The sequence below is a fragment of the Seonamhaeicola maritimus genome, from assembly GCF_008056315.1.
In the GTDB taxonomy this organism is placed as follows: Bacteria; Bacteroidota; Bacteroidia; order Flavobacteriales; family Flavobacteriaceae; genus Seonamhaeicola; species Seonamhaeicola maritimus.
Genome location: NZ_VRKQ01000008.1, coordinates 1 through 25,484, shown reverse-complemented (window position 1 = coordinate 25,484; position 25,484 = coordinate 1). Strand labels below are relative to the sequence as shown.

24 protein-coding genes are annotated in these 25,484 nt (G+C 32.4%); 13 read left to right on the top strand and 11 right to left on the bottom strand.

All coding sequences use genetic code 11. From position 1 onward, the window contains the following. Positions 1 to 2: 2 nt before the first annotated feature. The 3 genes from FUA22_RS00255 (at position 3) to rpsU (ending at position 3,688) form a co-directional block, all read left to right on the top strand. Positions 3 to 707 carry a queuosine precursor transporter gene (locus FUA22_RS00255; protein WP_147765497.1) on the top strand — a complete coding sequence of 235 codons (705 nt, stop codon included), beginning with the start codon at positions 3 to 5 and terminating at the stop codon, positions 705 to 707. Between the two features lie 83 nt (positions 708 to 790). Beyond that, a complete protein-coding gene (locus FUA22_RS00250) occupies positions 791 to 3,421 on the top strand; it encodes an AsmA-like C-terminal region-containing protein (RefSeq protein ID WP_147765496.1) in 2,631 nt (876 codons plus the stop codon). A 72-nt stretch (positions 3,422 to 3,493) separates the two neighbouring features. Then, on the top strand, positions 3,494 to 3,688 hold the full coding sequence (rpsU, locus tag FUA22_RS00245; protein WP_147765495.1) for a 30S ribosomal protein S21: 195 nt from the start codon (positions 3,494 to 3,496) through the stop codon (positions 3,686 to 3,688). 58 nt (positions 3,689 to 3,746) lie between these two features. Here the strand turns inward: rpsU and FUA22_RS00240 are convergent, their stop codons facing one another. Beyond that, positions 3,747 to 4,541, bottom strand: a complete 795-nt coding sequence (locus FUA22_RS00240) for a DUF2797 domain-containing protein (protein WP_147765494.1) — start codon at positions 4,539 to 4,541, stop codon at positions 3,747 to 3,749. Positions 4,542 to 4,584: 43 nt separating this feature from the next. Here FUA22_RS00240 and FUA22_RS00235 point away from each other — a divergent pair, with 43 nt between their 5' ends. Then, positions 4,585 to 6,099, top strand: a complete 1,515-nt coding sequence (locus FUA22_RS00235; RefSeq protein ID WP_147765493.1) for a GH3 auxin-responsive promoter family protein — start codon at positions 4,585 to 4,587, stop codon at positions 6,097 to 6,099. A 227-nt stretch (positions 6,100 to 6,326) separates the two neighbouring features. Here FUA22_RS00235 and clpX read toward each other — a convergent pair whose 3' ends face one another. From clpX to FUA22_RS00205, 6 genes are all read right to left on the bottom strand, one after another. Beyond that, the gene (gene clpX, locus FUA22_RS00230) at positions 6,327 to 7,559 is read right to left on the bottom strand and encodes an ATP-dependent Clp protease ATP-binding subunit ClpX (protein WP_147765492.1); all 1,233 of its coding nucleotides are present in this window, start codon (positions 7,557 to 7,559) and stop codon (positions 6,327 to 6,329) included. A gap of 76 nt (positions 7,560 to 7,635) precedes the next feature. After that, positions 7,636 to 8,310: an ATP-dependent Clp endopeptidase proteolytic subunit ClpP gene (gene clpP, locus FUA22_RS00225; protein ID WP_147765491.1), complete on the bottom strand. Its 675-nt coding sequence runs from the start codon at positions 8,308 to 8,310 to the stop codon at positions 7,636 to 7,638. A 144-nt stretch (positions 8,311 to 8,454) separates the two neighbouring features. Then, on the bottom strand, positions 8,455 to 9,783 hold the full coding sequence (tig, locus tag FUA22_RS00220; protein ID WP_147765490.1) for a trigger factor: 1,329 nt from the start codon (positions 9,781 to 9,783) through the stop codon (positions 8,455 to 8,457). A 91-nt stretch (positions 9,784 to 9,874) separates the two neighbouring features. After that, positions 9,875 to 10,222: a phage holin family protein gene (locus FUA22_RS00215; protein ID WP_147765489.1), complete on the bottom strand. Its 348-nt coding sequence runs from the start codon at positions 10,220 to 10,222 to the stop codon at positions 9,875 to 9,877. A gap of 34 nt (positions 10,223 to 10,256) precedes the next feature. Then, positions 10,257 to 11,021: an alpha/beta fold hydrolase gene (locus FUA22_RS00210; RefSeq protein WP_147765488.1), complete on the bottom strand. Its 765-nt coding sequence runs from the start codon at positions 11,019 to 11,021 to the stop codon at positions 10,257 to 10,259. Then, entirely contained in the window at positions 11,022 to 11,735 is a 714-nt protein-coding gene (locus FUA22_RS00205; protein ID WP_147765487.1) for a pyridoxine 5'-phosphate synthase, read from the bottom strand. An 89-nt stretch (positions 11,736 to 11,824) separates the two neighbouring features. On the opposite strand from FUA22_RS00205, the gene FUA22_RS00200 reads away from it, so the two are divergent. The 8 genes from FUA22_RS00200 (at position 11,825) to murI (ending at position 20,047) form a co-directional block, all read left to right on the top strand. Next, positions 11,825 to 12,484, top strand: coding sequence for a CBS domain-containing protein (locus FUA22_RS00200; RefSeq protein ID WP_147765486.1), 660 nt, complete (start codon positions 11,825 to 11,827; stop codon positions 12,482 to 12,484). Positions 12,485 to 12,488: 4 nt separating this feature from the next. Continuing rightward, the gene (locus FUA22_RS00195) at positions 12,489 to 13,373 is read left to right on the top strand and encodes an NAD kinase (protein WP_147765485.1); all 885 of its coding nucleotides are present in this window, start codon (positions 12,489 to 12,491) and stop codon (positions 13,371 to 13,373) included. A 110-nt stretch (positions 13,374 to 13,483) separates the two neighbouring features. Continuing rightward, the gene (gene porG, locus FUA22_RS00190; protein ID WP_147765484.1) at positions 13,484 to 14,173 is read left to right on the top strand and encodes a type IX secretion system protein PorG; all 690 of its coding nucleotides are present in this window, start codon (positions 13,484 to 13,486) and stop codon (positions 14,171 to 14,173) included. Next, positions 14,174 to 14,914 carry an isoprenyl transferase gene (locus FUA22_RS00185; RefSeq protein WP_147765483.1) on the top strand — a complete coding sequence of 247 codons (741 nt, stop codon included), beginning with the start codon at positions 14,174 to 14,176 and terminating at the stop codon, positions 14,912 to 14,914. Continuing rightward, positions 14,847 to 17,501 carry an outer membrane protein assembly factor BamA gene (gene bamA / locus FUA22_RS00180; protein WP_147765482.1) on the top strand — a complete coding sequence of 885 codons (2,655 nt, stop codon included), beginning with the start codon at positions 14,847 to 14,849 and terminating at the stop codon, positions 17,499 to 17,501. The genes FUA22_RS00185 and bamA overlap by 68 nt, the downstream gene beginning before the upstream one ends. A 147-nt stretch (positions 17,502 to 17,648) precedes the next feature. Further along, positions 17,649 to 18,665 carry an OmpH family outer membrane protein gene (locus FUA22_RS00175; RefSeq protein WP_147765481.1) on the top strand — a complete coding sequence of 339 codons (1,017 nt, stop codon included), beginning with the start codon at positions 17,649 to 17,651 and terminating at the stop codon, positions 18,663 to 18,665. Between the two features lie 31 nt (positions 18,666 to 18,696). Continuing rightward, positions 18,697 to 19,197 (top strand): OmpH family outer membrane protein, encoded by a 501-nt coding sequence (locus tag FUA22_RS00170; RefSeq protein ID WP_147765480.1) that lies wholly within the window; start codon positions 18,697 to 18,699, stop codon positions 19,195 to 19,197. Between the two features lie 70 nt (positions 19,198 to 19,267). Next, entirely contained in the window at positions 19,268 to 20,047 is a 780-nt protein-coding gene (gene murI, locus FUA22_RS00165) for a glutamate racemase (RefSeq protein ID WP_147765479.1), read from the top strand. 131 nt (positions 20,048 to 20,178) lie between these two features. Here the strand turns inward: murI and FUA22_RS00160 are convergent, their stop codons facing one another. The 3 genes from FUA22_RS00160 to FUA22_RS00150 all read right to left on the bottom strand — a co-directional run bounded on the left by FUA22_RS00160 (position 20,179) and on the right by FUA22_RS00150 (position 23,655). Further along, entirely contained in the window at positions 20,179 to 20,694 is a 516-nt protein-coding gene (locus FUA22_RS00160; protein ID WP_147765478.1) for a gamma carbonic anhydrase family protein, read from the bottom strand. Positions 20,695 to 20,766: 72 nt separating this feature from the next. Next, complete coding sequence (locus tag FUA22_RS00155) at positions 20,767 to 21,501, bottom strand: LytR/AlgR family response regulator transcription factor (RefSeq protein WP_147765477.1); 735 nt, start codon at positions 21,499 to 21,501, stop codon at positions 20,767 to 20,769. Further along, positions 21,502 to 23,655, bottom strand: a complete 2,154-nt coding sequence (locus FUA22_RS00150; protein ID WP_147765476.1) for a tetratricopeptide repeat-containing sensor histidine kinase — start codon at positions 23,653 to 23,655, stop codon at positions 21,502 to 21,504. A gap of 241 nt (positions 23,656 to 23,896) precedes the next feature. Between FUA22_RS00150 and FUA22_RS00145 the strand changes: the two genes are divergently transcribed. Continuing rightward, positions 23,897 to 25,063, top strand: a complete 1,167-nt coding sequence (locus tag FUA22_RS00145) for a vWA domain-containing protein (protein ID WP_147765475.1) — start codon at positions 23,897 to 23,899, stop codon at positions 25,061 to 25,063. Between the two features lie 127 nt (positions 25,064 to 25,190). Here the strand turns inward: FUA22_RS00145 and FUA22_RS00140 are convergent. Then, the coding region (locus FUA22_RS00140; protein ID WP_147765474.1) for a type IX secretion system membrane protein PorP/SprF at positions 25,191 to 25,484 on the bottom strand (294 nt) is incomplete at its 5' end.

Sequence of the window (25,484 nt, the reverse complement as noted above, 5' to 3'; positions counted from 1 at the left end):
GTATGACTTTAAAAGATAAACTAGCTGCCCAACGTATATACATGCTTTTAGGAGCCTTATTTATAACGTCTTTAGTGGTGTCAAACCTTATATTTCAAAAATTCTTTTATTGGTATCCTTTTGATATAGAAATTTTCGGGAGTAAGCTTTTTGAAATTTCAGTGGGTATTTTACCCTATCCCATAACTTTCTTAATTACCGATTTAATTAGCGAGATCTATGGTAAAAAACGAGCTAATCAGGTTGTAGTAACCGGTATTTTCGCATCGTTCTTTTCACTATTAATCGTTTCTGCTTCAAGTTTTGTAAATGCTACCCCATGGTCTCCGGTTAATGATTCTATGTTTGACACTGTATTTGGGAACACTATTTTAGCTGTGTTTGCTAGTATGATGGCTTATTTGTTTGCACAATTTGTAGATATTCAGATTTACCATTTCTGGAAACGACTCACCCAAGGCAGGCATTTATGGTTAAGAAACAATTTTTCTACTTGGTTCTCGCAGTTTGTAGATACCTTCACTGTAGTTGGCCTTTTATGTGTTTTTGATATCATTGCTTGGGATAGATTTCTAGGGCTTCTTTTAAGCGGATTCTTGTTTAAAGTTCTAGTAGCCGCCTGTGATACGCCTTTTCTTTATTTAGGAGTTTACTTGTTTAGAAGACGTTTTAAATTAAAGGTAAACGAAGAAATTGACTTGCTGTAAAAGGGGTTAATTTTGGGTTAAATTTCGGTGGTATTTCAACCAAACCGTCTAGTCTTCCGTATATTTAATCAAAAGAACTTTTCATGAAGAAAATCTTAAAGATTACAGGAATCATCCTTCTTATTGTCATAGCGCTTTTAATTGCTGCTCCATTCGCATTTCAATCGCAAATAACAGACATTGTTAAACGCTACATAAATCAAAACCTGAATGCTAAAGTTGAATTTAAAGATGTTAGCTTGAGTTTTATACAAAGTTTTCCGCAAGCACATGTAAGTGTTTCTGATTTGACCATTACCAATTTTGAACCTTTTAAAGATGAAACTTTGGTAACGGCCAAAGATATTTCGTTTACCATGAATATTAATGAGTTGTTTAAAACAGCAAGCGAAGACCCTATAGTTGTAAAATCTTTTGAGATTGATGAAGCTTTGGTAACACTTAAATCTGATAAATTTGGTAACACCAATTATGATATTGTAAAAGAAAGCGAAGATATTCCTGCCCAGGATAAAGCATCTAACAGCTTTTCTTTTAGCATTGAAGATTACAGTATTAATAACAGTGCATTGACTTTTTTAGATGAAGCTACAAATATGTTGATTCACCTTTCAGAATTAAACCACAATGGTAGCGGTGTGTTTTCTGCCGAAACTTCAGAATTAGACACTGAAAGTGAAGCAAATATTAGTTTCACAATGGATAGCATCAATTACTTAGAAAACAACACCTTGAGTTTAGATGCCGTTATTGGATTAGATTTAGAAAAAAGCATCTATACTTTTAAAGATAATATTGGTTTTATTAATAAACTCCCTATTGAATTTGATGGTTCTATAAAGCAATTAGAAAACGGACAACAAATAGACATTACTTTTGAAAACCCGCAAGCATCATTTAAAGATTTTCTAGCTGTTATGCCTAAAGCGTACACCGAGAATTTAGATAATATAGTCACAACCGGAGATTTTAAAGTTAAAGGACTTATAAATGGATTAAGTTCTAATGAAACCATCCCTAATTTAGATATTAATATCACCTCAAATAACGCTTCATTTAAATATCCTAATCTTCCAAAACGTGTTGAGCAAATTACAATTAATACCTCTATAAAAAACACAACCGGTAAAGTTGATGACACCTATGTAAACATTGAAAAACTTAACTTTAAAATTGACGATGATGTTTTCAAGTCTTCAGCAACTTTAAAAAATTTAACCCAAAACATGTTGGTAAATGCCAATATTGACGGCTCATTAAATCTGGCTAACATCACTAAGGTTTATCCTATTGAATTTGACAAAACATTAAGTGGTATTTTAAAAGGAAAGATAAATACCGCTTTCGACATGAAAGCTATTGAAACCAATGCTTTTGAACGTATTAAAACGAGTGGTTCTGCAAGTGTAACAGATTTTATCTTTTCTTCTGACGATATAGTGAACCCTATTCATATTTCTACGGCAAACATGAAGTTTAATCCTCATGTTGTTTTATTGAACTCATTTGAAGCTAAAACAGGTGAGAGTGATTTTAAAGCCGTTGGTAAAATTGAAAATCTTTTAGGGTTTCTATTAAGTGATAACACTTTGAAAGGCAATTTTAATGTGAATTCAAACTTATTTAAAGTAAGTGATTTTATGACTGAATACGAAGCCGTTTCAAAGGAAAATAAAAAAACTGATGACCATGAATCTTTAAAAATTCCAGCTTTTCTAGATTGCACCATTAATGCCAACGCTAACACTGTTGTTTATGATAATTTAAACCTAAAAGATGTTTCGGGAACGTTGATTATTAAGGATCAACAGGCTACTTTTAAAGATATTACTTCTAATATATTTGATGGTTCTATTGCGGTAATAGGTAATGTGTCTACTAAAGAAGAAACACCAACTTTTGATTTAAACTTAGGCGTTGCTGGTTTTGACATTGCGCAGTCTTTCAACAACATGGCGTTATTACAAAATTTAGCCCCAGTTACAAAATTGTTTCAAGGGAAATTAAATTCTACGCTTCATATTTCTGGCGATTTAGATAGCGAATTTTCTCCAAAATTATCTACCGTTTCCGGAATAGCCTTGGCAGAATTATTAACTACAAAAATTAACGCTAATAAGGGTGAGCTATTTAATGCTTTAGAGGGGCAATTGAGTTTTATAGATTTTGACAAACTAGATTTAAAGGATATTAAAACGGAACTAGAATTTGCTGACGGAGGCGTAAATGTAAAACCATTCGATTTAAAATATGAGGATATTGCTATAACCGTTTCAGGAAGCCATAAGTTTGATAAAACTTTAGATTATAAGGCTGTATTTAACGTACCCGCAAAATATTTAGGAAGCGAAGTAAATAGACTAATAGGTAAAATAAATACTGAAGAAACTAATAACATTTCTATCCCTGTTACTGCAAATATTGATGGTAGTTATAATGCTCCAAATGTAAAAACAGATTTAAGTAGTGCAGTTTCTAATTTAACCAAACAGCTTATTGAAATTGAGAAACAAAAACTACTTAATCAAGGTAAGGACAAGGTTAAAGATTTACTAGGTGGTATTTTAGGTAGTGAAAAATCCAAGGATACAAACCCCGAAAATGATCCAGAAATAACCACACCAGATTCTACAAATACAATTGAAGACGACATTAAAAATGTGTTAGGAGGTTTATTAGGTAAGAAAAAAAAGAAACAAGACACTATAAATTAGGATTTCATAATAAAAAGTCTCAACTTTGCAGCCCTTTTAGGAAAACCCTAAAACGCAAAATAAATTATTTTTATGTTAAAGATTATTGTTAAAGATGGTGAAAACATCGAGAGAGCTTTAAAACGTTACAAAAGAAAGCACAGAAATATTAAAGTGATGCAAAACTTAAGAGAAGGTCAGTTTTTTACTAAGCCATCTGTCAAGAGACGTCGCGAAGTTCAAAAAGCAGCTTACATTCAAAATTTAAGAGACCAAGAAGATATATAGTCTCTATAAATTATAACAATATATAAATCCCATTTACAAAACTGTAAATGGGATTTTTTTAGTTAATACTAATCTTCACAACAATACCTTCGTTAGCACGAACATTAAAAACAGTTTGATCTTCAAAAATCAAGTACTGTCCTTTTACTCCAACTAATTTACCAGAGTAGTTTAATTCTTTTACAATGTTTAAACTTTTAGGTTTTTCAGGATATTTAGCAACAGGAAACTCTAAATTAGTTTCGGTATTACTTTCAATAAAATAATCTTTAGCTTCATCCGGAATAAAACCTTTTAACCGCTCTCGCCATTCCACTAAATTTTCATCTTCAATATCGTTCTTAAGCATTTTACGCCAATTGGTTTTATCAGAAACATGTTCTTTTAGAGCAACTTCTGTTACGCCAGCTAAATACCGATTTGGTACCTCTACAATTTCTATTGCTTCGTGAGCACCTTGATCTATCCAACGTGTTGGCACTTGATTCTTTCTGGTTACACCAACTTTTACATTACTAGAATTAGCTAAATACACAATATGCGGCTGCAACTGCGTTCTCTTCTCAAATTCTAAATCGCGTTCTTCAATACCTAAATGAGCCTTACTTAATTCTGGTCGCATTACCCAATCTGCGGCTTGAGGTACCTCATAAAAGCATTGTCTGTCAAATCCTTGACGGTAAATAGGCTTATCCAATCCGCAGTGTAAACACTGATACTTAACAAATTGCATAGTAATACTCTTATTAAGTAACTGATTCATATTAATGAAATCATTTTCAAACACTAAATAATACTGAATAGGAGATGAAAACTCGGTTTCCATTTTTGTTAAAACACCTTGGTAGAACATGAAAAAAAAGTCTTATTTTTAAGATCTTAAAGATAGAATAAATATGCCAATTCCTTTAGTAAATTCTATTGCATCTTGGTTTCTTAAGAAGCGCTTTCATCAAATTGAATTGTTTTTAAAATACCCAAATGAAGTACAGAATGAATTACTTTTAGACTTACTCGATGTTGCTAGAGACACCGAAATTGGAAAGCAATATGATTTCAGTTCAATTAAAAACTATGAGACTTTTGCTGAACGGGTACCAATTAAAAACTATGAAGGTTGGCAAGACTGTATAGAACGTTCTAGACGTGGAGAGAATAATATTTTTTGGCCTACTCCTATCAAATGGTTTGCAAAATCTAGTGGTACAACTAGGGCCAAAAGCAAGTTTATTCCAGTTAGTATGGAATCTCTTGAAGATTGCCATTATGCTGCCAGTAAAGACTTATTATGCATGTATTTGAACAACAATGAAGATTCTCAACTCTTTACTGGAAAAAGTTTGCGTTTAGGAGGAAGTAAGGAATTATATAAAAAAAATGGAACTGTTTTTGGCGATTTATCGGCTATCTTAATTGACAACATGCCTTTTTGGGCTGAGTTTAGTAGTACCCCAAGCAATAAGGTTTCTTTAATGAGTGATTGGGAATACAAAATGCAAGCCATTGTTGACGAAACTATAAACGAAAATGTAACGAGTTTAGCTGGAGTTCCATCATGGATGTTAGTATTATTGAACAATGTTCTTGAAACCACAGGAAAAGAAAGCTTGTTTGATATATGGCCGAATCTTGAAGTCTATTTTCATGGAGGCGTTAGTTTTGTACCTTATAAGGATCAATACAAAACCATACTACCAAAAAGTAATTTTAGATATTATGAAATCTATAATGCTTCAGAAGGTTTTTTCGCTATACAAGATCAAAACAATTCCAGTGAGTTATTACTTATGCTAGATTATGGTATTTTTTATGAGTTTATCCCAATGAATATTTATGGGACTTCAGATGAAAAAGCCATTCCTTTAAGCCAAGTTAAGCTCAACCAAAATTATGCTGTTATTATTACCACTAATGCGGGTTTATGGCGCTATAAAATAGGAGACACCATTCGGTTTACTTCCTTAAACCCTTACAGAATAAAAGTTTCTGGTAGAACCAAACACCATATTAATGTATTTGGTGAAGAACTTATTATCGAAAATGCCGAAGAAGCCTTAAAGAAAGTATGTAAACGCACTAAAGCTGAAATTGTTGACTTTACCGCAGCACCGATTTTTATGGAAGGCAAAGAAAAAGGTGCTCATGAATGGTTGATTGAGTTTAAAACGCCTCCAAAGGATGTGGACTATTTTAATGAGTTATTTGATAATGCACTAAAAGCCTTAAATTCTGATTATGAAGCGAAACGTTATAATAACATTACACTTAACAAACCAAAAATTAATATTGCACGCCAACAACTATTTCATGATTGGCTAAAACAAAACGATAAATTAGGAGGACAGCATAAAGTGCCTAGGCTTTCAAACACTAGAGATTACTTAGATGATCTATTAAGTTTAAATTCATAAAGCTTAAATAAAACCGATTAAGTGTAATCCCAAAAGTTGTTAAACGAGTATTTCGTCTTATTATCTAAAAGCAAAAAAAATGCTTTGATGAATTAACAAATAAATATATTTTTATGTCACAATTAAGAAACTAATTAAGGCATTAATATAGTATTAATTAATATCCATAAAAATAAAAAATCCACGCTAATTAGCGTGGATTTTTTTGTATTTACTTAAGTTTTTTATTAAGAAACTGCCTTAAGTTTCTTAATAGTAGTTTTAGTCAATTTATCTTCAGCATATGACTTGGTTACATTCAGTTTAGTTTCATCAGAACTTGGTAACTCAAACATAGCATCGGTTAAAATTTCTTCACAAAGTGAACGCAACCCTCTTGCGCCTAATTTATATTCAATAGCCTTATCAACTATAAAACCTAAAGCGCCATCAGTAATTGTAAAATCAATTTCATCCATGGCAAACAACTTCTTGTATTGTTTGATAATAGCATTCTTTGGTTCAGTTAGAATAGCTCTCAATGTATTAGCATCCAGCGGATCCATATAAGTAAGAACAGGTAAACGACCAATAATTTCAGGAATCAATCCGAAGTCTTTTAAATCCTTTGGAATAATATATTGAAGCAAATTATCTGGATCTATAACATTATCAGACTTAGAAGCACTATAACCAACTGCTTGCATATTTAAACGCTTAGTAATTACTCGCTCTATACCATCAAAAGCACCACCCGCTATGAATAAAATATTCTCGGTATTAACTTCAATAAATTTTTGATCAGGATGTTTTCTTCCTCCTTTTGGCGGCACATTAACAACAGTTCCTTCTAAAAGTTTAAGTAGTGCTTGTTGTACACCTTCACCAGAAACATCTCGCGTAATAGATGGGTTATCACTTTTACGAGCAATCTTATCTATTTCATCAATAAATACAATGCCTTTCTCTGCTTTTTCTAAATTATAGTCAGCTGCTTGCAACAAGCGCGTTAAAATACTTTCAACGTCTTCACCAACATAACCAGCTTCTGTTAAAACCGTAGCATCAACAATAGCTAAAGGAACATTTAACATTCTTGCAATGGTCTTTGCCATTAATGTTTTACCAGTTCCTGTTTGACCAACCATAATGATGTTACTTTTTTGAATATCAATATCATCATTTGATACAGGTTGAAGCAAACGTTTGTAATGGTTATATACAGCAACAGACATTACCTTTTTGGTCATACCTTGTCCAATGATATACTCATCCAGAAACGCTTTAATTTGTTGCGGTTTGCGAAGTTTTAATTCAGCAGATAAATCACTGCTATCATTTTGTTTAGACTCTTCAAGCACAATACCGTGTGCCTGCTCAATACATCTATCACAGATGTGAGCATCTAAACCTGCTATTAATAAATTTGTCTCGGGTTTTTTTCTCCCACAAAACGAACATTCTAATTCTTCCTTAGCCATTAATCTAATTCAATTTTTGAGAGCTTTGAATTATTAAATCCCTCTATAACAATTAATTAAAATTACGAATTTTTATTTAATTCCTTGATAAAATCTCGTCAATCATACCATATTCAAGGGCCTTATCCGCTTTCATCCAATAATCTCTATCACTATCAGCATACACTTTGTCGTAGTCCTGTCCTGAATGCTTACTAATGATTTTATAAAGCTCTTCCTTCAAAATAAGAATCTCTCTTGCTGTAATTTCAATATCACTAGCTTGTCCCTGAGCGCCACCTAAAGGTTGGTGTATCATAACTCTTGAATGGGTTAGTCCGCTACGTTTACCTTTTTCACCTGCACATAATAGTACCGCACCCATTGAAGCTGCCATACCTGTACAAATAGTTGCCACGTCTGGTTTTATAAACTGCATAGTATCATAAATACCTAAACCTGCATATACGCTACCACCAGGAGAGTTAATATAAATTTGAATATCCTTGTTAGGATCTGTGCTTTCTAAAAACAATAATTGCGCCTGTATAATATTAGCTACTTGATCATTAATACCTGTTCCTAAAAAGATAATTCTATCCATCATTAAACGAGAAAACACATCAAAAATAGCGATGTTCATCTGACGTTCTTCAATGATATTTGGCGTTAAATTAGTTGGATACATACTACTTATTATTTTATTGTAATATGTACTACTAATACCTTGGTCTTTTATAGCAAATTTTTCAAACTCTTTACCGAAATCCATAATTATTGTAATACTTTAAAATGATTAAACTCCTGATATACATCAAGATAAAACTAAAACCTGCTCAACAGATTCTTTTTAAGAATAAAAAAGCGCTTAAATCAATAGATTCAAGCGCCTAAATATAATGAATTATTCTTTTAATTATTTGTCTCCGTATACTTCTTTAACAAAGTTTTCGTAACTTAATTCTTTAACCTTGATATTAGCTTTTTCTTTGTATAACTCAAGTAATTTTTGGCTAACTAATTGCTCCGAAATTCTTCGAGCCTCATCTTGATTTGACAATACTCTTGCAGCAATATCATCTAACTCTTTATCAGAAGGATTCATTTGACCAAACTGAGCCATTTGCCCTTTAATCATTTCTCTAGCATGATTTTTAATATCATCCATAGTTACTTTGATATCATTTTCTTCAATTAATTTACCTTCTATTAACTGATAACGTAAACTTTTCTCAGAATTGTCATACTCTTCTTTAGCTTGAGCTTCATCCATTTCTTTCTCGCCAGCTGTTTGCATCCATTTAGTTAAGAATTCAGCAGGTAAATCAAACTTAGTACTCTCTACTAAATACTCTGTAACATCATTTAAAAGCTTTTGGTCTGCTTGTTGAACAAATTGTTTTTCAGCATCCTCTTTTATTTTAGCTCTTAATTCAGTTACTGTTTTTACAGCACCTTCACCAAATAACTTGTCAAACAATTCTTGATCTAAATCTGCTAACTCACGATTGTTAATTTCAGAAATAGTAAAAGTTACTTCAATATCTAAACCGTGAACCTCATCATGACCAAGCTTTAATGCATGCATTAATTCATGATCATCACTATAAAGATCTTTAGTTTTTAGAGTAATTACGTCACCTGCTTTTGCTCCAATAAATTTCTTTGGAGTTGTTTTACCCTTAAATTTATCAAGTGTAATAGTTACCGTGTTATCAATCTCTTTTTCTTCGTTTTTAAAGGCACCGGTAATCTCACTATCTTTTTCGATAACTTCCTGAGATACTAATTTTCCATATTGCTTTTGAATACGCTCAATTTGCTCATCAATCATTTTATCATCAGCAACAATATTGTATTGTGTTACAGCCTTTTTACCTTTTAATTTCACTTCAAATTCAGGCGCTAAACCTAATTCAAATTCAAAAGAAAATCCATCAGCGTCCCAATCAATATCATCTTGAGGCTTTGGTAACGGTTGTCCTAAAACATCTAACTTCTCTTCAGTTAAATATTTATTTAAAGCATCTTGTAAAAGTTTATTTACTTCATCAACCAATACCGCTTTTCCATATTGCTTTTTAACCATTCCCATTGGCACATGACCTTTTCTAAATCCTGGAATGTTAGCAGTTTTACGGTAATCTGATAAGATTTTTTCAACTTTATCGCTATAGTCTTCTTTAGCAATATCAACTTTTACTACCGCATTTAATGCATCTACGTTTTCTCTTGTAATGTTCATTTTTAAAATGTAATTAGTATAACTAAAATCGGGATGCAAAAATATAACTTTTTTTGCACCCCAACAAAGTTTTAATTGCTTGATTTTGAAGCTATTTTTTATCTTCTTTTAATAGAGAATGTAGTATAGATTGTAATACTGAAAGTAGAATACTAAATAATATGGCAATCCAGATACTGCTTACAGAAAAACCATCTATTAATTTGTCTGCTAAGAGTATAATTAGTGCATTAATAACTAAGAGGAACAAGCCTAATGTTACTATGGTTATGGGTAAGGTGAAAATAATCAAAATAGGTTTTACAAAGAGATTCAATACCGATAAGACTACAGCAACTATTAATGCTGTTATGTATCCATCAACATGAACACCCGTTAAAAAGTGGGCTATCACAAAAACAGCCAACGCATTTAATAAGAGTTTGGTTAAGAGTTTCATTTAACTGATTTTAATAATTACAATTTACAAAATTTCAATAAACAAACTCCATTACAGCCTCAAAAAAATCCTTAGGGTTTTCAGCATGCAACCAATGCCCCGCGTTAGAAATGGTTACAATTTCAGCCTTTGGAAATTGATTTAAAATTAATACTTCATCATCAACTCTTATATATTCAGAGCGGTCTCCTCTTAAAAATAAAGCATCCTTATTAAACTGAGCGTAAGAAGGTAGTGATTCACCTATTTCGGCAACTTCTTTTTTTAAGACTTCTAGATTGATTCGAAGTCCTAATTTTCCTTTTTCAACCCAATGCAAGTTTTTAAGTAAAAATTGACGTGTTCCAAAATCGGTAACATATTGCCCTAAAACTTTATCGGCCTCTCCTCGGCTTTTAATTTCATCAAAGTTTAAAGCACTCAAACCTTCCAAAATAGTATCGTGGTGCACTGGGTAAAACCTCGGAGAAATATCGGCTACCAATAATTTGGAAACTAAATCTGGGTACAAAGTGGAAAACAACATGGCCGTTTTACCTCCCATTGAATGCCCTAGTAAAATAATGTCTTCTAATTGATGCTCTTCACAGTAATGTTTTAAATCTTCTGCAAGTATTTCATAACTAAAATTGTCATCCCAAAAACTGCGTCCGTGATTCCGCTGATCTACCAAATGCACTTGGAAATCTTGCTCACTAAATTGTCGCCCAAGTGATTTCCAGTTATCACTCATCCCTAAAAAACCGTGAAGAATAACAAACGGTTTTCCTTCACCTATAATATTTGAATGTAACAACATCTATTTTAACTTTCGTAAATACATTTGAATAACATTCTCTACTCCTAGATATAGACTTTCTGCTATTAAAGCATGACCTATTGAAACTTCTAAAAGTCCTGAGATATTATTCTTAAAAAATTCAATATTATCTAGTGATAAATCATGACCAGCATTTACTCCTAAACCTAAATCATTTGCTAATAGAGCGCATTCTGAATACGGTTTAACAGCATCTTCATTTCCCAATCCGTACTGGTGTGCAAATGCTTCTGTATACAATTCAATTCTATCTGTTCCCGTTTCCTTGGCGCCTTCAATTTGACTTAAAACTGGATCCACAAAAATGGATGTTCTAATATTATTTTGTTGAAATTCTTTAATAACATCAACTAAATAATCTTTGTGCTTAATAGTATCCCAACCTGCATTACTTGTAATGGCATCTTCGGCATCAGGAACCAAAGTAACTTGAGTTGGCTGAACCTCTAAAACCAAATCTATAAAAGATTTAATGGGGTTTCCCTCAATATTATATTCTGTGTAAACTTCAGGTTTTAAATCGCGGGCATCTTGATAACGAATATGACGCTCGTCTGGCCTTGGATGAATGGTCACGCCTTCTGCACCAAAACGCTGTACGTCTTTAGCAAATTCAACCACATTAGGCATATCGCCACCTCGTGAATTCCTCAAAGTAGCTATCTTATTAATGTTTACACTTAACTTTGTCATGAATATTTTTTTAAAAAAACAAAAATACAAAGTAGAAGAGGCTTAAGTACTATTTTTTTAATTAATTTGCATAGGCATTTAGCAGCATCATGAAACTATCAGAATTTATAATAAACGATATAAAACCGGTTGAAAGCACTAGTAAAGTATCTGATTTACAGTCTTTATTTAACCAACTCACCTATTCTCACATTCCTATTAAAGACGCTAATGGCGTTTTTATGGGCGCGTTTTTTGAAACAGATGTACATTGTTTTGATAGCAATAAACCTGCAAACGAATATCTTTATGCTATTGAGGATTTTTATGTTAGAAAGGACACTTTATGGTTAGACGTTTTAGAGGCTTTTGCTCAAAACTCAGCTAATATAATGCCGGTTTTAGACGAAAAAAACAATTATTTAGGCTACTACGAACTTAAAGATATTATAAGTTTATTTAACGAATCTCCTTTCTTTCATTCTGCCGGGGCTGTTCTGGTTATTGAAAAGGGAATTAATGATTATTCCTTTAGTGAAATTAGTCAGATTGTAGAATCTAATAACGGTAAACTTCTGGGTGCCTTTGTATCTAAAATAAAGAACGATGTGGTTCAGGTAACATTGAAAATAGGAAACACGAGTCTTAATGATATTATACCAACGTTTAGAAGATACAGCTATAATATAGCTTCAGGTCATGAAGAAGATAGTTATATTGAAAGTTTGAAAGAACGTTCAGACTACCTTAATAAATACTTAAACATGTAGCCTTATGAAGATTGCCATTTTTGGGCGTTATAATAATCCCAGCACTATAACCTCTTTTGATAGACTTCTCAACTTTTTCAAAGGAAAGGATATTGATGTTTTAATTGAATCTGAATTTTTAAATTTAGTCAATTCGGTTACGTCAAATGATGCTTTATATAATTTATTCAGCGTCTATAATAAATTAGATGATTCATTCAATTTATTGATTAGCATTGGTGGTGATGGAACTATTTTAAGGGCTATTCCCTCAGTAAAAAACCTTGATATTCCAATTATAGGAATAAACACCGGTCGCTTAGGGTTCTTAGCTACAATTCAGATTGAAGATATTGAAAATGCAGTTCAGAATATATTGAATGGTCATTATACAGTTTCAGAACGCAGTTTACTTTCAATAGAAACAAGTCCGGAGAATAATGATATAAAAAATCTAAACTTTGCCTTAAATGAAATTGCTGTAAGCAGAAAAAATACTACTTCAATGATTACGGTTGACACACATTTAGATGGCGAGTTTTTAACCTCGTATTGGAGTGATGGCTTAATTATTTCAACACCAACAGGATCAACAGGATACTCTTTAAGCTGTGGTGGCCCAGTTATTACTCCTGGAGCTAATAGTTTTGTTCTTACACCAATTGCTCCTCATAATCTTAGCGCAAGACCCTTAATAATTCCAGACTCCACCGAAATTCAATTAAGTGTAAGTGGTAGAGAAAAGCAACATTTAGTTTCATTAGATTCCAGAATTGCTACCCTTGATAATGAAACGATTATCAAAATTAAAAAAGCCGACTTTAAAGTGAAGATGATAGATTTACTAGATGAAAGCTTTTTAAAGACCTTACGTAAAAAAATGCTTTGGGGAGAAGACAAGCGCAATTAAGACCTTATTTTACAATAATTTGCAATAAATGATGTTTTACACTAATACAATTTAGTCCAAATTATTTTTGGCTAATCTTATTTATTATATTTGCAAACTTTTGAATAACTATGAGGAATTTAACCGCATTAGTAATAAGCATTTTAGCAATTCATTTTAGCCACTCTCAGATTAATGAATTAGGCTTATATCTTGGAGGCAGCAATTTTATAGGAGACGTTGGAGCAACGGATTATATTTCTCCAAATCAATTAGCTGTTGGCGGGATATATAAATGGAACCGCAGTAGAAGACATTCTTACAGAGCTTCATTAATTTTCACAACACTTGAAGGTAAGGACATAAATTCAGACGACCCAAGACGTATTCAAAGAGGATATGAATTTTCTAGTAATATTGTAGAGGCATCAATTGGTATGGAATTTACTTTTATTGAATTCAACCTACATTCCGAAAGAAAAATAAGCACACCTTATTTACATACAGGTATTACGGTTGCTAAGCATGACAATCATTACTTTTTAAATGGCATGCAAACACCAGAAAACACATCTAGTTGGGCATATGGTATACCAATGACCTTAGGTTTTAAAACTACTTTTATAGATAATATAGTTCTAGGGATAGAAATTGGAGCCCGATATACTTTTTCTGATGAATTAGACGGAAGTGTTCCAGATGCTAAATGGCGTCCGGAATATAGATTTGGAAATATCAACAACAATGACTGGTATACATTTTCAGGTATAACCCTAACCTATACTTTTGGTGAAAACCCTTGTTATTGTGTAAATGAATAAATGGATTTAAAAGACAGCATACTTAGTAGAAAACTCCCAGAACATATAGCCATTATTATGGATGGCAACGGTAGGTGGGCAAAGCAGAAAGGAATGATGCGTGCATTTGGTCATGAAAATGGAGCTAAGACTGTTAAACGAGTAGTTGAATCATGTGCTGAATTGGGTGTTAAAAATTTAACACTATATGCTTTTTCAACAGAAAACTGGAATAGACCAAAACTAGAGGTCCAAACATTAATGAGGCTACTTATTTCTTCACTTAAAAAAGAAATAAAAACACTTCAAGACAATAATATAAAGCTTTCTGCAATTGGAAACCTAAAACTATTACCTACAAAGGTTTTCAAAGAATTAAACGAAGTAATTAACAAAACAAAATCTAATAGCAGAATGACTCTAACTTTGGCCTTGAGCTATGGTTCTAGAGAAGAAATACTAAATACTGTTAAAGAGATTAGTATTAAAGTTAAAAATAACATAATTTCGCCCGAAATTATTGATGAATCAATTATAAATGAGCATCTTTACACGCAAAATTTGCCGGATGTAGATTTGCTTATTAGAACAAGCGGAGAGCAACGCATCAGTAATTTTTTGCTATGGCAAATAGCTTATGCTGAATTATATTTCACTAATATACTTTGGCCAGATTTCACAAAGGAACATTTGTATGAAGCTATTATTGAATTTCAAAAAAGAGAGAGAAGATTTGGGAAAACCAGTGAACAAATTAACTAATATTTTACCTTTTTATACATATATAAAGCTCTGTATAGCCTTGTTACTTTTAATAGTAAATTGCTTTAACCTTCAAGCTCAGGATCTACCCTACAATTCTAACAAAAAATATCCTATTGGAAAAATTAAGGTTCAAGGCAACACTAGTTTTGCGGAGTTAACTATTATTAATTTTTCAGGTTTAAGAAAAGGGCAAGAAATAAATATCCCTGGTGAAGAAATAGGCTCTGCTATTAAAAAGCTTTGGGGCACCAAATTGTTCAACAATATTGAAATATACCTTGCTAAAATTCAAAATGATTCTGCCTATTTAGAAATTAGATTGGCTGATCTACCACAACTTAATGACTTAAAAGTTAACGGTGTTAAAAAAAGTAAGATTGAAGGTGTTATTAAGGACAACAAACTAAAAAAGGGAACAAAGGTTACTGAAAACCTTATTACTACAACCAAAAATTTCTTAACCAGAAAGTACAAAAAAGACGGTTTCTTAAACACCAAAGTTCATATTAACACCATTGATATTAAAGACTCTATTAAGACTTCTAGGGTTAACATGGTACTTAATATAGATAAGGGCACAAAAGTTAAAATTAGTGACATTACATTCACTGGAAATAATGCTGTAAGTGATAAAAAGCTTAGAAAAGCAATGAAAAGCACTAAGAAAATTAATCGTTTACGTGTTTTGAAACGTTCTAAATTTATCGATTCGGCTTATCAGGCAGATTTATCTAGTGTGATAGATAAGTTTAAAGAGAATGGATATAGAGATGCTCGCATTATCTCTGATAGTTTAATTTATAATGATGATAAAACCATCTCTCTTCAAATAAATGTAAACGAAGGTGATCCCTATACCTTTGGTGACATTAAGTTTATTGGCAATACCGTTTATACCGACAGAGAGCTAAGTAATATACTAAGAATAAGAAAAGGAGATACTTACAATGGTGTATTACTGCAAAAACGAATTGCCGACAATTCTAAACCAGACGGTAATGACCTTACCAACTTATATCAAAATAATGGTTATTTATTTTCTAGCATCCGTCAAGTAGAAGTTAGTGCTGATGATAATGTTATTGATATGGAAATTCGAATAACCGAAGGTAAACCAGCTTATTTTAACAATGTTTCAGTTGTTGGTAATGATAAAACCAATGACCATGTTGTATACAGAACATTAAGAACACGTCCAGGGGGGCTATATAGCAAAGCTCTAGTAGTTAGAACGGTTAGAGAATTAGGACAATTAGGGTTTTTTGATGCTCAGGAGATTTCACCTGATTTTAAAAACCCTAACCCAGTTGAGGGAACCATTGATATGGAATACTCTGTTAAAGAAACCGGATCTAGCCAAATAGAATTGCAAGGTGGATATGGTGGCGGTGGATTTATTGGTACCCTAGGTCTGTCATTCAATAACTTCTCAATTAAAGATATCTTTAAAAAAGAGGCTTATAAACCTATTCCAATGGGTGACGGCCAAAGATTAGCCTTACGTTTACAAGCCAGTAGATTTTATCAAACCTACAGTTTTCAGTTTTCTGAACCCTGGTTAGGAGGTAAAAAACCAGTGCAATTCTCAACATCTATATCTCATACCAAACAGTTCTTATACGATTATATAAATAGAAGAGCTGATAAAAGTAGAAGTTTTAATATTACCGGTATCACCTTTGGTTTAGCTAAAAGACTAACCGTTCCAGATGACTTCTTCACCCTATCAAATGCTATTAGCTATCAACGTTATGATTTAAATAACTACAATACCGGACTGTTTACTTTCGGTGATGGTTTTTCAAACAACCTATCATATACTGTAGGGCTTAGTAGAGATAATACTTCCGTTGATCCTATATTCCCTACTGGTGGTTCTAAATTTTCTGCAACAGCTGAATTATCATTCCCTTATTCTGCAGTTAATGGAGTGGATTATACCGCTTTAAAAGAAGAGCGAAATGAAAACCAAAGTATTTTAGGCAGTGTTTCCAGTACGGATTTAGAAAGAACCAATGCGCAGAATAGAATTTCTGAAATTGACCAAGAACGTTACAATTGGTTAGAATTTTATAAAGTGAATTTTAAAGGTGAGTGGTATACAGAAATCACCAAAAACCTAGTATTAAGACCACTTATAGAATTTGGTTTCTTAGGCGCTTATAATAATGATAGAGGCGTTATTCCTTTTGAGCGTTTCTTTGTTGGTGGTGATGGTTTAGGAACTTATAGTTTAGATGGTAGAGAAGCCATTCAATTGCGTGGTTACCCCAACCAATCTTTGTCAACTCAAGATGGAGGTACTATTTATAACAAATACTCTTTAGAACTTCGTTATCCAATCACTTTAAAGGCTTCTGCTAAAATTTACGGAGCCGCCTTTGTAGAAGCTGGTAATTCATACAATAGTTTTAAAGATTTCAACCCATTTAATGTTAAACGTTCTGCCGGATTAGGCGTTAGAATCTTTATGCCTGCCTTTGGTTTATTAGGAATTGATTTTGGCCACGGATTTGACAATGCTCTTGGAGAAACAGGGAAACATGGTTGGGAAACTCATTTCATTATTGGGCAACAATTTTAGGTTAAAAATTATTTTGGCACGATATTTTCTAATAACATATTGATGTTTTGCATAAGAATTAAAATTTTTAAAGTTAAAATTCGTTAATTTTGGAGATATTGTTCAAATTTGAAAATTGTAGGTCAATTAATTATAAAATATAACAGGATGCAAAACAAAGTTCTTTTTTTACTGATATTAGCTTTTTTTAGTATATCAATACAGGCTCAACGTGGTGTCCGGATAGGTTATATAGATACTGAGTATATTTTAGAAAATGTTCCTGAATATCAAGAAGCTATTGCACAATTGAATGAAAAGGCAGATAAATGGAAGAATGAAATTGAGGTTAAACTAGGCACTATTGAGCAACAAAGGAAAGATTTAAGTAATGAAAAAGCCCTCTTGACCAAAGAGCTTATTGAAGAGCGTGAAGAAGACATTTATTTTGAAGAAAAAGAGATATTGGATTATCAGCAAAAGCGATTTGGCCCTAATGGGGATTTATTTATTCAACAAACCCAATTAATGAAACCAGTTCAAGATCAAATTTTTGCAGCGGTTCAAGATATTGCCAACAGCAGAAAATATGATTTTATTTTTGATAAGTCCTCTGATGCAACAATGTTGTTCTCCGCAAGGCAGTATGATTTAAGCGAAACGGTAATTAGAAGTATTACAAGAACAGCCAAAAGAAAACAAGTACAGTCAAAGTCTGAGCGTAAGGCTGCCGAGGAAGAAGAGTTAGTGCCAGAAATTAATCTAGAACAAGAAGAACGAGCTAGAGTTTTAGAAGAAAAGAAAAAACAGAGAGAAAGTGCTATAGAAGAAGCTAGAAATAAAAAACTAGCAGCACGAGAAGCTAAAGTAAAAGAGGCAGAGGCCAAACGACAAAAGATTCTTGATGACCGTGAAAAGGCTAAGCAAGCTAAAATAGACGCAAGAAATAAAGTCACTGAAAGTACAACTGATGAAGAAAAAACGGGAGCTAAGACCGTGGATGAAGAAAAAACGGGAGCTAAAACTAGAGAACAATTGATTGAAGAAAATCGTCAAAAAAAGTTAGCTGAAAGAGAAGAAAGAAAAAGAGCTTTAGAAGAAAAAAAGAAGAAAATATTAGCCGAAAGACAAAAGGAATTAGAAGACAGAAAAAAAGCTAGAGACAGTATAAACCAAAACAATTAATAATTTATAACACATTTAATACAATTTAAAAATGAAACAATTAAAAACTATTTTATTAGCAACGGCAGTATGTATAGGGAGTATTAGTTTTTCGCAAGCACAAAGTAAAGTTGCCCATATAAACACCCAAGAATTAATTCAGGCTATGCCAGGTTTTAAATCTGCGCAAACAGAGCTTGAAGCTTTGCAAAAAACATATACAACAGATATTCAAAATTCTATTACCGAGCTTCAAAACTTACAAAAGCAATATCAAGCTGAAGCACCTAATAAAACGGATGAAGAAAATCAAAAACGCGTTGTAGAATTACAAGAAAAAGAACAACGTATTGCTGTATTTCAGCAAGACGCTCAAAAGAGTTTAGCTGAAAAACGTGCCGAACTTCTTAAGCCTGTTGAAGAAGAAGCCATGAAAGCTATTAATGAGGTAGCTAAAGCACAAGGATTTAATTATGTTTTAGATAGAGCTACTTTAATAGTTGCCGAAGGAACAGATATTTTAGCAGCTGTAAAAACTCAATTAGGTATTTAATTTACCTGAATACAAATAACTTACTTTAAAGCTGCTTTTTACAAAGCAGCTTTTTTATTTTTGTTAAACTATGAATAATCACCCTATTGGTGTTTTTGACTCTGGAGTTGGTGGTACTTCTATCTGGAAAGCCATTAATGAACTACTTCCAAATGAAAGTAGTATTTATTTAGCTGATAGTATTAATGCTCCTTACGGGCCAAAAGGGAAAGAGGCGATCACTAATTTATGTATAAAGAATACAGAACTATTATTAGGGAATGGTTGTAAACTTATTGTGGTGGCTTGTAATACAGCTACTACCAACGCTATAGGTTATTTACGAAATAATTATAATGTCCCTTTTATTGGTATTGAACCTGCCATTAAACCAGCGGCATTACAAACTAAAACAAAGGCAGTTGGTATTTTAGCAACTCAAGGCACTTTAAGTAGTGAGTTGTTCTCTAAAACTTCAGGCAAATTTGCTAATAACATTAATGTTGTAGAACAAGTTGGCGAAGGCATTGTTAACCTAATAGAAAGTGGTAAGTTATATTCAGAAGAAATGACCGCCCTTTTAATAACCTATTTACAACCCATGCTGAATGCCAATATTGATTATTTGGTTTTAGGATGTTCTCATTACCCCTATCTAATCCCTCAATTAATTGAATTATTACCTGAACATGTAACAATTATTGATTCTGGTGAGGCGGTGGCTAGACAAACCAAAGCTGTCTTAAAACAGAATGATTTATTGAATTTTAAAAATCCGAAGTCTGAACACTTGTTTTACACAAACGGAAAATTGAATGTGATGCAACAAATTTTGGATACAGATTATACTGTCCAATATCTTGACTTTTAATTGAACACTGCGTTAGCGACTGAAGCATTTGTTGGAGCTCTTTGAATAAAACGACTGCTGAAAGCGCGACCCTATAGGGGAACGCTAGTGATCATAATAAGATTCTTAATATGGGTAAGTAATTAAGCTAACTACTCCTTAAACCAGCTAGAATATTTAATGTACGCATCTGCGATACGATTAATTTCTCCCGAAATTAGTTCTTTACTAATGTCTTTTATTTTTTTAGCAGGAACACCTGCATAAATACTACCAGATTCTACTCTAGTGTTTTGAGTAATTACAGCCCCTGCAGCAATAATACTATTACTTTCTACAACACAACCATCCATAATAATACTACCCATACCTACAAGTACATTATCTTGAATAGTACATCCGTGTACCAAGGCATTGTGCCCAATAGATACATTATTGCCAATTTCTGTTGCCCATTTTTGATAGGTACCATGAATAACAGCTCCGTCTTGAATATTTACTTTGTTTCCCATTTTGATGTAGTTTACATCGCCCCGTACAACGGCACTAAACCAAATACTGCATTGGTTTCCCATAACTACATCTCCAACAATAGTAGCATTTTCGGCCACAAAGCAGTCTTCTGGAATTTGTGGTGATTTATCTTTTACTGGTAATATTACTGGCATTTTTATTGAATATTTTTTATTGAATAATGATTATAAGATTCTTACGTCGTTTCACTCCTCAGAATGACAAAGTTATTTAAAGTATGACAACAAATCTGATTTTTTTGAGGCGGAAACCATAATCTCTTTTCCGTTGCTTAATACCACGCTTCCACCCTTTCCTTTGACATATTTAACCACCTCGTTTACGTTGACTAAATAACTTTTATGAACTCTAGTAAAACTAGAACCATTTAAAGCTTCTTCAAAATATTTAAGGGTTTTACTTACTAACTTCTTTTTATTATTATTCAAATAGATTTCGGTATAATTATCATCCGCTTTACAATACAAAATATCTGAAGTATTAAGAACTTCAAAACCGTCTAATTGAGGAATAGTTATTTTCCCATTAACACTGTTGGTTTTTGGGACTAAAACTTGGTCTTGTAAAGCATTCTCCTTGGTTTTTATTTCAGTTACATAATCTACTGCTTTTATAAGCTCATCAATAGATATGGGTTTCATTAAATAATACGACGCATGGGCATTTAGTGCATCCATAGCGTAATGATTATAGGCGGTTACAAATACCGTTTCAAAATCCACATCACCAACCTTGTCGAGTAAATCAAAAGCATTTCCATAGGGCATTTCTACATCTAAAAACACTAGGTCTAAATCATGATTACGAATTAAAACCAAAGCCTCATCTACATTAGCAGCTTCACCTAAAATAGTCACATTTGGGCAATACTTTTTTAAGTAGTTTTTTAAGATGTCTCTGCTAGTTTTCTCGTCTTCTACTATGATAGCGTCTAATTTCATCTAATCCTTTTTAAGTGTTACCTCTACTTTGGTTCCGGTGTCTTCAGCATCTTGAAAATCTGTTACCAAAACATCAACCTTATCTTTATACATATCATTCAAAATCGATACACGCTTTTTGATATTACCCATGCCTTTGGAGTTCTGCTTTTGCTGATTTTCAGTTTTCAGAGCTTTTGATTTTTTCCTACCAACTCCATCATCAATAATAGCAACACTGATTTCATCTGGTCTCGTTTGGGTAATTGCAATTTCTAATTGGCCTTTGCTTTTCTTATAACGTAACCCATGCCATACGGCATTTTCAATATAAGGTTGCAACAACATAGGAGGAATTACAAAGTCTTTAATATTGATATTTTCATCAATATTAATAGCGTAATCAAACCGGTCTTTAAACCTAAAATGTTCAAGCTTAGTATAAAGCTGTAGTAATTCAATTTCTTTTTCTAACGGAATAAAATCTTCCTCACTATTTTCTAAAACAGCCCGCATTAACAGTGAAAAATCAGAAAGATATTTGTTAGCTGTACGTTCATCATTGGAGGCAATAAAACTATTAACAGAGTTTAAGGCATTAAAAATAAAATGCGGATTCATTTGACTTCGTAACGATTTTAAAGCCAATAAATTATTTGCCAACTTCTGTTGTCTTATGTATTTAAACATTAAAAAAGCCACAATTAATAATAACAAAAGCCCTCCTAAAAGAGAATAAATAAGGAGTTTTTGTCTTTTTGCCTGTTCTGTATTAAGTTGATACTCTGTATCTATTAAGGCTTTCTGACTTTCTAAACTATTTATTCTTGTTTGCTGATTAACAATATCCTTTCCAAACTTAGCTGCTTGAGATATCTCTTGTTCTTTTAATGCGTATATCTTATCAACTATATCTACATAACTCTGGTAGGCAATTAATGCTTTGTTAAACTGTCCCGCATCTCTATAAACTTCAGATAATCCTCTAGTGGCGTCTTTTTGAACAATCAAATCTTCTCTATCATCGGCTTCCTCAATACTTTTCTCAAGGTAATTTATGGCATTAGGGATGTCATTTTGTAATGCATAGGCTTTCCCTATTTTATAATTTTGCTTTTGAGATGTTAGTGGGCTTTTGTTGTCTAAAATAGAATCTAGCTGAATATCTTCAATATCTTCTAAAGCTTGTTTTCTTAATTCTATTTCGGTGGAATAGTTTAGGTTTTTACTCTCAAAATCTGCAACCTTAATTTTTTCTTGAAGTGCCCTTTTCTTGTTTTCACCTTCAGCCAATCGTAAAGAATTAGAGAAGAAACCTTGGGCCTCTTGAACCTCGCCTTTGTCATTATAAACCTCAGCAATTTTAGAATTTAAATCCGTAATTTTTGGAGTAATAATATGTTTTTGAGCTACTTTTAACCCGTCCTGATACGCTTGAATAGAAGCATCACTTTGTCCAATTTCTTTATAAACATCTCCCAAACCTTCATATAAGGTAACTAATTGATAATTTGATAATCCTCTTTTGTTTATGGCATTGTAAAGTTCAATGCTTTCTTGATAATTACGATTTTCTTTATAGGCCCAAGCTAGTTTTAATTCTACTTCATTGACAACATTATCTCTTAAGCTCGTCCGGTAATTTGAAACAGCCAGATCATACTGCTTCCAGAACATATTTATATCACCTAAAACTTCATAAGCTTCAGCATTTTCTTTTTTAGAATTACTGAGTTCTAAGGCATCTGTAACAAATTGGATACTTTTTTTAGCATCCTTTTTTAAATAAACCTCAGCCGAATCTATATACGAATTAAAGCTCTGTTTCTTATATTTCTTTGAGCTTTTACTAATAAACTTATCTTGTTCATTAGGCTCTACCTTAACTAGAATACGTTCATTGTTTTGAATGATATAATAGATGGTTTCAAAATCTTTATGCCTAATTATTAGCTCATCGCCCTTTCTGGCCTGAACTCTAAATTCACCAAACATATCTGATGTAGTATATGAGCCACCATTAACCTCAATATTTGCATTAGGAATAGCATCACGTGTTTCACTCTCTATAATCTTACCTCTAACAGTAAACTTAGGTGAATTTTCATCAATACCAACCTGCCCCAACAATGAAGACACATTGAATACAAAACAAAGAACCCAAAAATATTTCATAGCCATTCGCATGAGTGAATTTATAATAGATAAACTTACGCACTTTCATTGGTTAAATAAAATGGCTAAAATCATTTTTATTGAGATTTTAAGTCAAAAATGGCATGCTTACACATTGAACATATCCATTCCCTCATTTAAGTTAGCACTTCACTCATTCTAGATTTTTTAATAAAAACCTTGGTTATAGATTTATGCTATCAATTTGTAAAAAACATCATTTAATCAAAAAACAAATCTTATGAAAACACCTTTTAAAACCTTAATCTTAAGCTTATCCCTAATAGGATTTATAGCTTGTAATGCGAACAATAAAAAACCTCAAGAACATTTAGCAGAAATAGTTAAAACTGAAAAGCACCCACATCCTAACAAACAATTCATAAAAGTAGCTCTGTTATTGGACACTAGTAATAGTATGGACGGTTTAATAGACCAAGCCAAGGCACAACTTTGGGATATTGTAAACGAACTTTCTTATGCTAAATACGGACAGGACAAACCCAATTTACAAATTGCGTTATATGAATATGGTAATGACGGGCTTAACGGTGATGAAGGCTATATAAGACAGGTTATTTCCTTTAGTAATGATTTAGACGACATTTCAAAAGAATTGTTTTCTTTGACAACTAATGGAGGTAATGAATACTGCGGGCAAGTAATTCAAACATCATTAAATCAATTAAATTGGGGTAACAACCCTGACGATTTAAAACTAATTTTTATTGCAGGTAATGAGCCTTTTACACAAGGTAAAGTAAATTATAAAGATGCTGCAACTAATGCTAATGAAAAAGATGTAACCATTAATACTATTTTCTGTGGGAATTATAGTCAAGGTATTTCTACCAACTGGAAAGACGGTGCCAAATTAACTAATGGTGATTATATAGCTATTAACCATAATCAGAAAACGGTTCATATTGCTTCTCCTTATGACGACAAAATTTTAATTTTAAATAGGCAACTTAATAAAACTTACATTGGTTACGGCTCAAGAGGTAGAGATAAAGTAGCGGAACAAGCTATACAAGATAGGAATGCAAGTTCTTATGGTTATGCAAATGCTGTTAAACGATCTGTAAGTAAGAGTTCTCATTTCTACAAAAACTCTTCTTGGGATTTAGTTGATGCAATTGAAAATGACGAAGTAGTAATTGAAGACTTAAAAGAAGAAACACTTCCAAAAGAACTTAAAGGAAAGTCCGAAACTGAAATCAAAGCTTATGTTGAAGCTATGAAAAAAGAACGAGCAATCATTCAAAAACAGATTCAAGATTTAAATGTAAAGCGTACAAAGTACATTTCTGAACAAGCCAAATCAAAAAACAATAATAGTTTAGAAAGTGCCATGACTAAAGCTATTAAAGAACAAGCTAAAAAGAAAAAATATACTTGGAATTAAAAAAAGAAAGGCTCGTTTTAAACGAGCCTTTCTTTTAAGTGTTATTCTCAATTCATTTCAGAATTGCAAATATTATATAAACTTGAAACAAGTTCAGCTTGATAAATTAATTCTTATTTAGTAAGACTTAATAATTAATTGCAGGACAATTACAATCATAACGTTCTCGTCTACAGCCAAAATTATAACCTAAGGTAAATTGATGAAATCCACCATTGGTAAAAACTACAGAGTTAGACTGATACGTATAGGTATAAGCAAACATTAAGTTTTTATAATTAACTCCTACAATTGGTGTTATTTGTTGTAATTTTTGGCTATCTAAAGCTCCCGAATTTGTAATAAACTCAGCTCCATCTAAACTTGTTCTATAGGACAATCCTCCCCAAAGCGATCCAAAATCCATTTGCCTATACACTTT

Excerpts from the sequence above, each read along its gene's own strand:
- FUA22_RS00240 (WP_147765494.1), bottom strand. The coding sequence starts at position 4,541 with ATGTTCTACCAAGGTGTTTTAACAAAAATGGAAACCGAGTTTTCATCT.
- FUA22_RS00215 (WP_147765489.1), bottom strand. The coding sequence starts at position 10,222 with ATGAAACTCTTAACCAAACTCTTATTAAATGCGTTGGCTGTTTTTGTG.
- FUA22_RS00235 (WP_147765493.1), top strand. The coding sequence starts at position 4,585 with ATGCCAATTCCTTTAGTAAATTCTATTGCATCTTGGTTTCTTAAGAAG.
- FUA22_RS00145 (WP_147765475.1), top strand. The coding sequence starts at position 23,897 with ATGAAAACACCTTTTAAAACCTTAATCTTAAGCTTATCCCTAATAGGA.
- clpP (WP_147765491.1), bottom strand. The coding sequence starts at position 8,310 with ATGGATTTCGGTAAAGAGTTTGAAAAATTTGCTATAAAAGACCAAGGT.
- FUA22_RS00250 (WP_147765496.1), top strand. The coding sequence starts at position 791 with ATGAAGAAAATCTTAAAGATTACAGGAATCATCCTTCTTATTGTCATA.
- murI (WP_147765479.1), top strand. The coding sequence starts at position 19,268 with ATGAATAATCACCCTATTGGTGTTTTTGACTCTGGAGTTGGTGGTACT.
- tig (WP_147765490.1), bottom strand. The coding sequence starts at position 9,783 with ATGAACATTACAAGAGAAAACGTAGATGCATTAAATGCGGTAGTAAAA.
- FUA22_RS00185 (WP_147765483.1), top strand. The coding sequence starts at position 14,174 with ATGGATTTAAAAGACAGCATACTTAGTAGAAAACTCCCAGAACATATA.
- FUA22_RS00205 (WP_147765487.1), bottom strand. The coding sequence starts at position 11,735 with ATGACAAAGTTAAGTGTAAACATTAATAAGATAGCTACTTTGAGGAAT.
- porG (WP_147765484.1), top strand. The coding sequence starts at position 13,484 with ATGAGGAATTTAACCGCATTAGTAATAAGCATTTTAGCAATTCATTTT.
- FUA22_RS00170 (WP_147765480.1), top strand. The coding sequence starts at position 18,697 with ATGAAACAATTAAAAACTATTTTATTAGCAACGGCAGTATGTATAGGG.
- FUA22_RS00160 (WP_147765478.1), bottom strand. The coding sequence starts at position 20,694 with ATGCCAGTAATATTACCAGTAAAAGATAAATCACCACAAATTCCAGAA.
- FUA22_RS00210 (WP_147765488.1), bottom strand. The coding sequence starts at position 11,021 with ATGTTGTTACATTCAAATATTATAGGTGAAGGAAAACCGTTTGTTATT.
- FUA22_RS00255 (WP_147765497.1), top strand. The coding sequence starts at position 3 with ATGACTTTAAAAGATAAACTAGCTGCCCAACGTATATACATGCTTTTA.
- FUA22_RS00175 (WP_147765481.1), top strand. The coding sequence starts at position 17,649 with ATGCAAAACAAAGTTCTTTTTTTACTGATATTAGCTTTTTTTAGTATA.
- FUA22_RS00150 (WP_147765476.1), bottom strand. The coding sequence starts at position 23,655 with ATGAAATATTTTTGGGTTCTTTGTTTTGTATTCAATGTGTCTTCATTG.
- clpX (WP_147765492.1), bottom strand. The coding sequence starts at position 7,559 with ATGGCTAAGGAAGAATTAGAATGTTCGTTTTGTGGGAGAAAAAAACCC.
- FUA22_RS00155 (WP_147765477.1), bottom strand. The coding sequence starts at position 21,501 with ATGAAATTAGACGCTATCATAGTAGAAGACGAGAAAACTAGCAGAGAC.
- bamA (WP_147765482.1), top strand. The coding sequence starts at position 14,847 with ATGAAGCTATTATTGAATTTCAAAAAAGAGAGAGAAGATTTGGGAAAA.
- FUA22_RS00195 (WP_147765485.1), top strand. The coding sequence starts at position 12,489 with ATGAAGATTGCCATTTTTGGGCGTTATAATAATCCCAGCACTATAACC.
- FUA22_RS00200 (WP_147765486.1), top strand. The coding sequence starts at position 11,825 with ATGAAACTATCAGAATTTATAATAAACGATATAAAACCGGTTGAAAGC.
- rpsU (WP_147765495.1), top strand. The coding sequence starts at position 3,494 with ATGTTAAAGATTATTGTTAAAGATGGTGAAAACATCGAGAGAGCTTTA.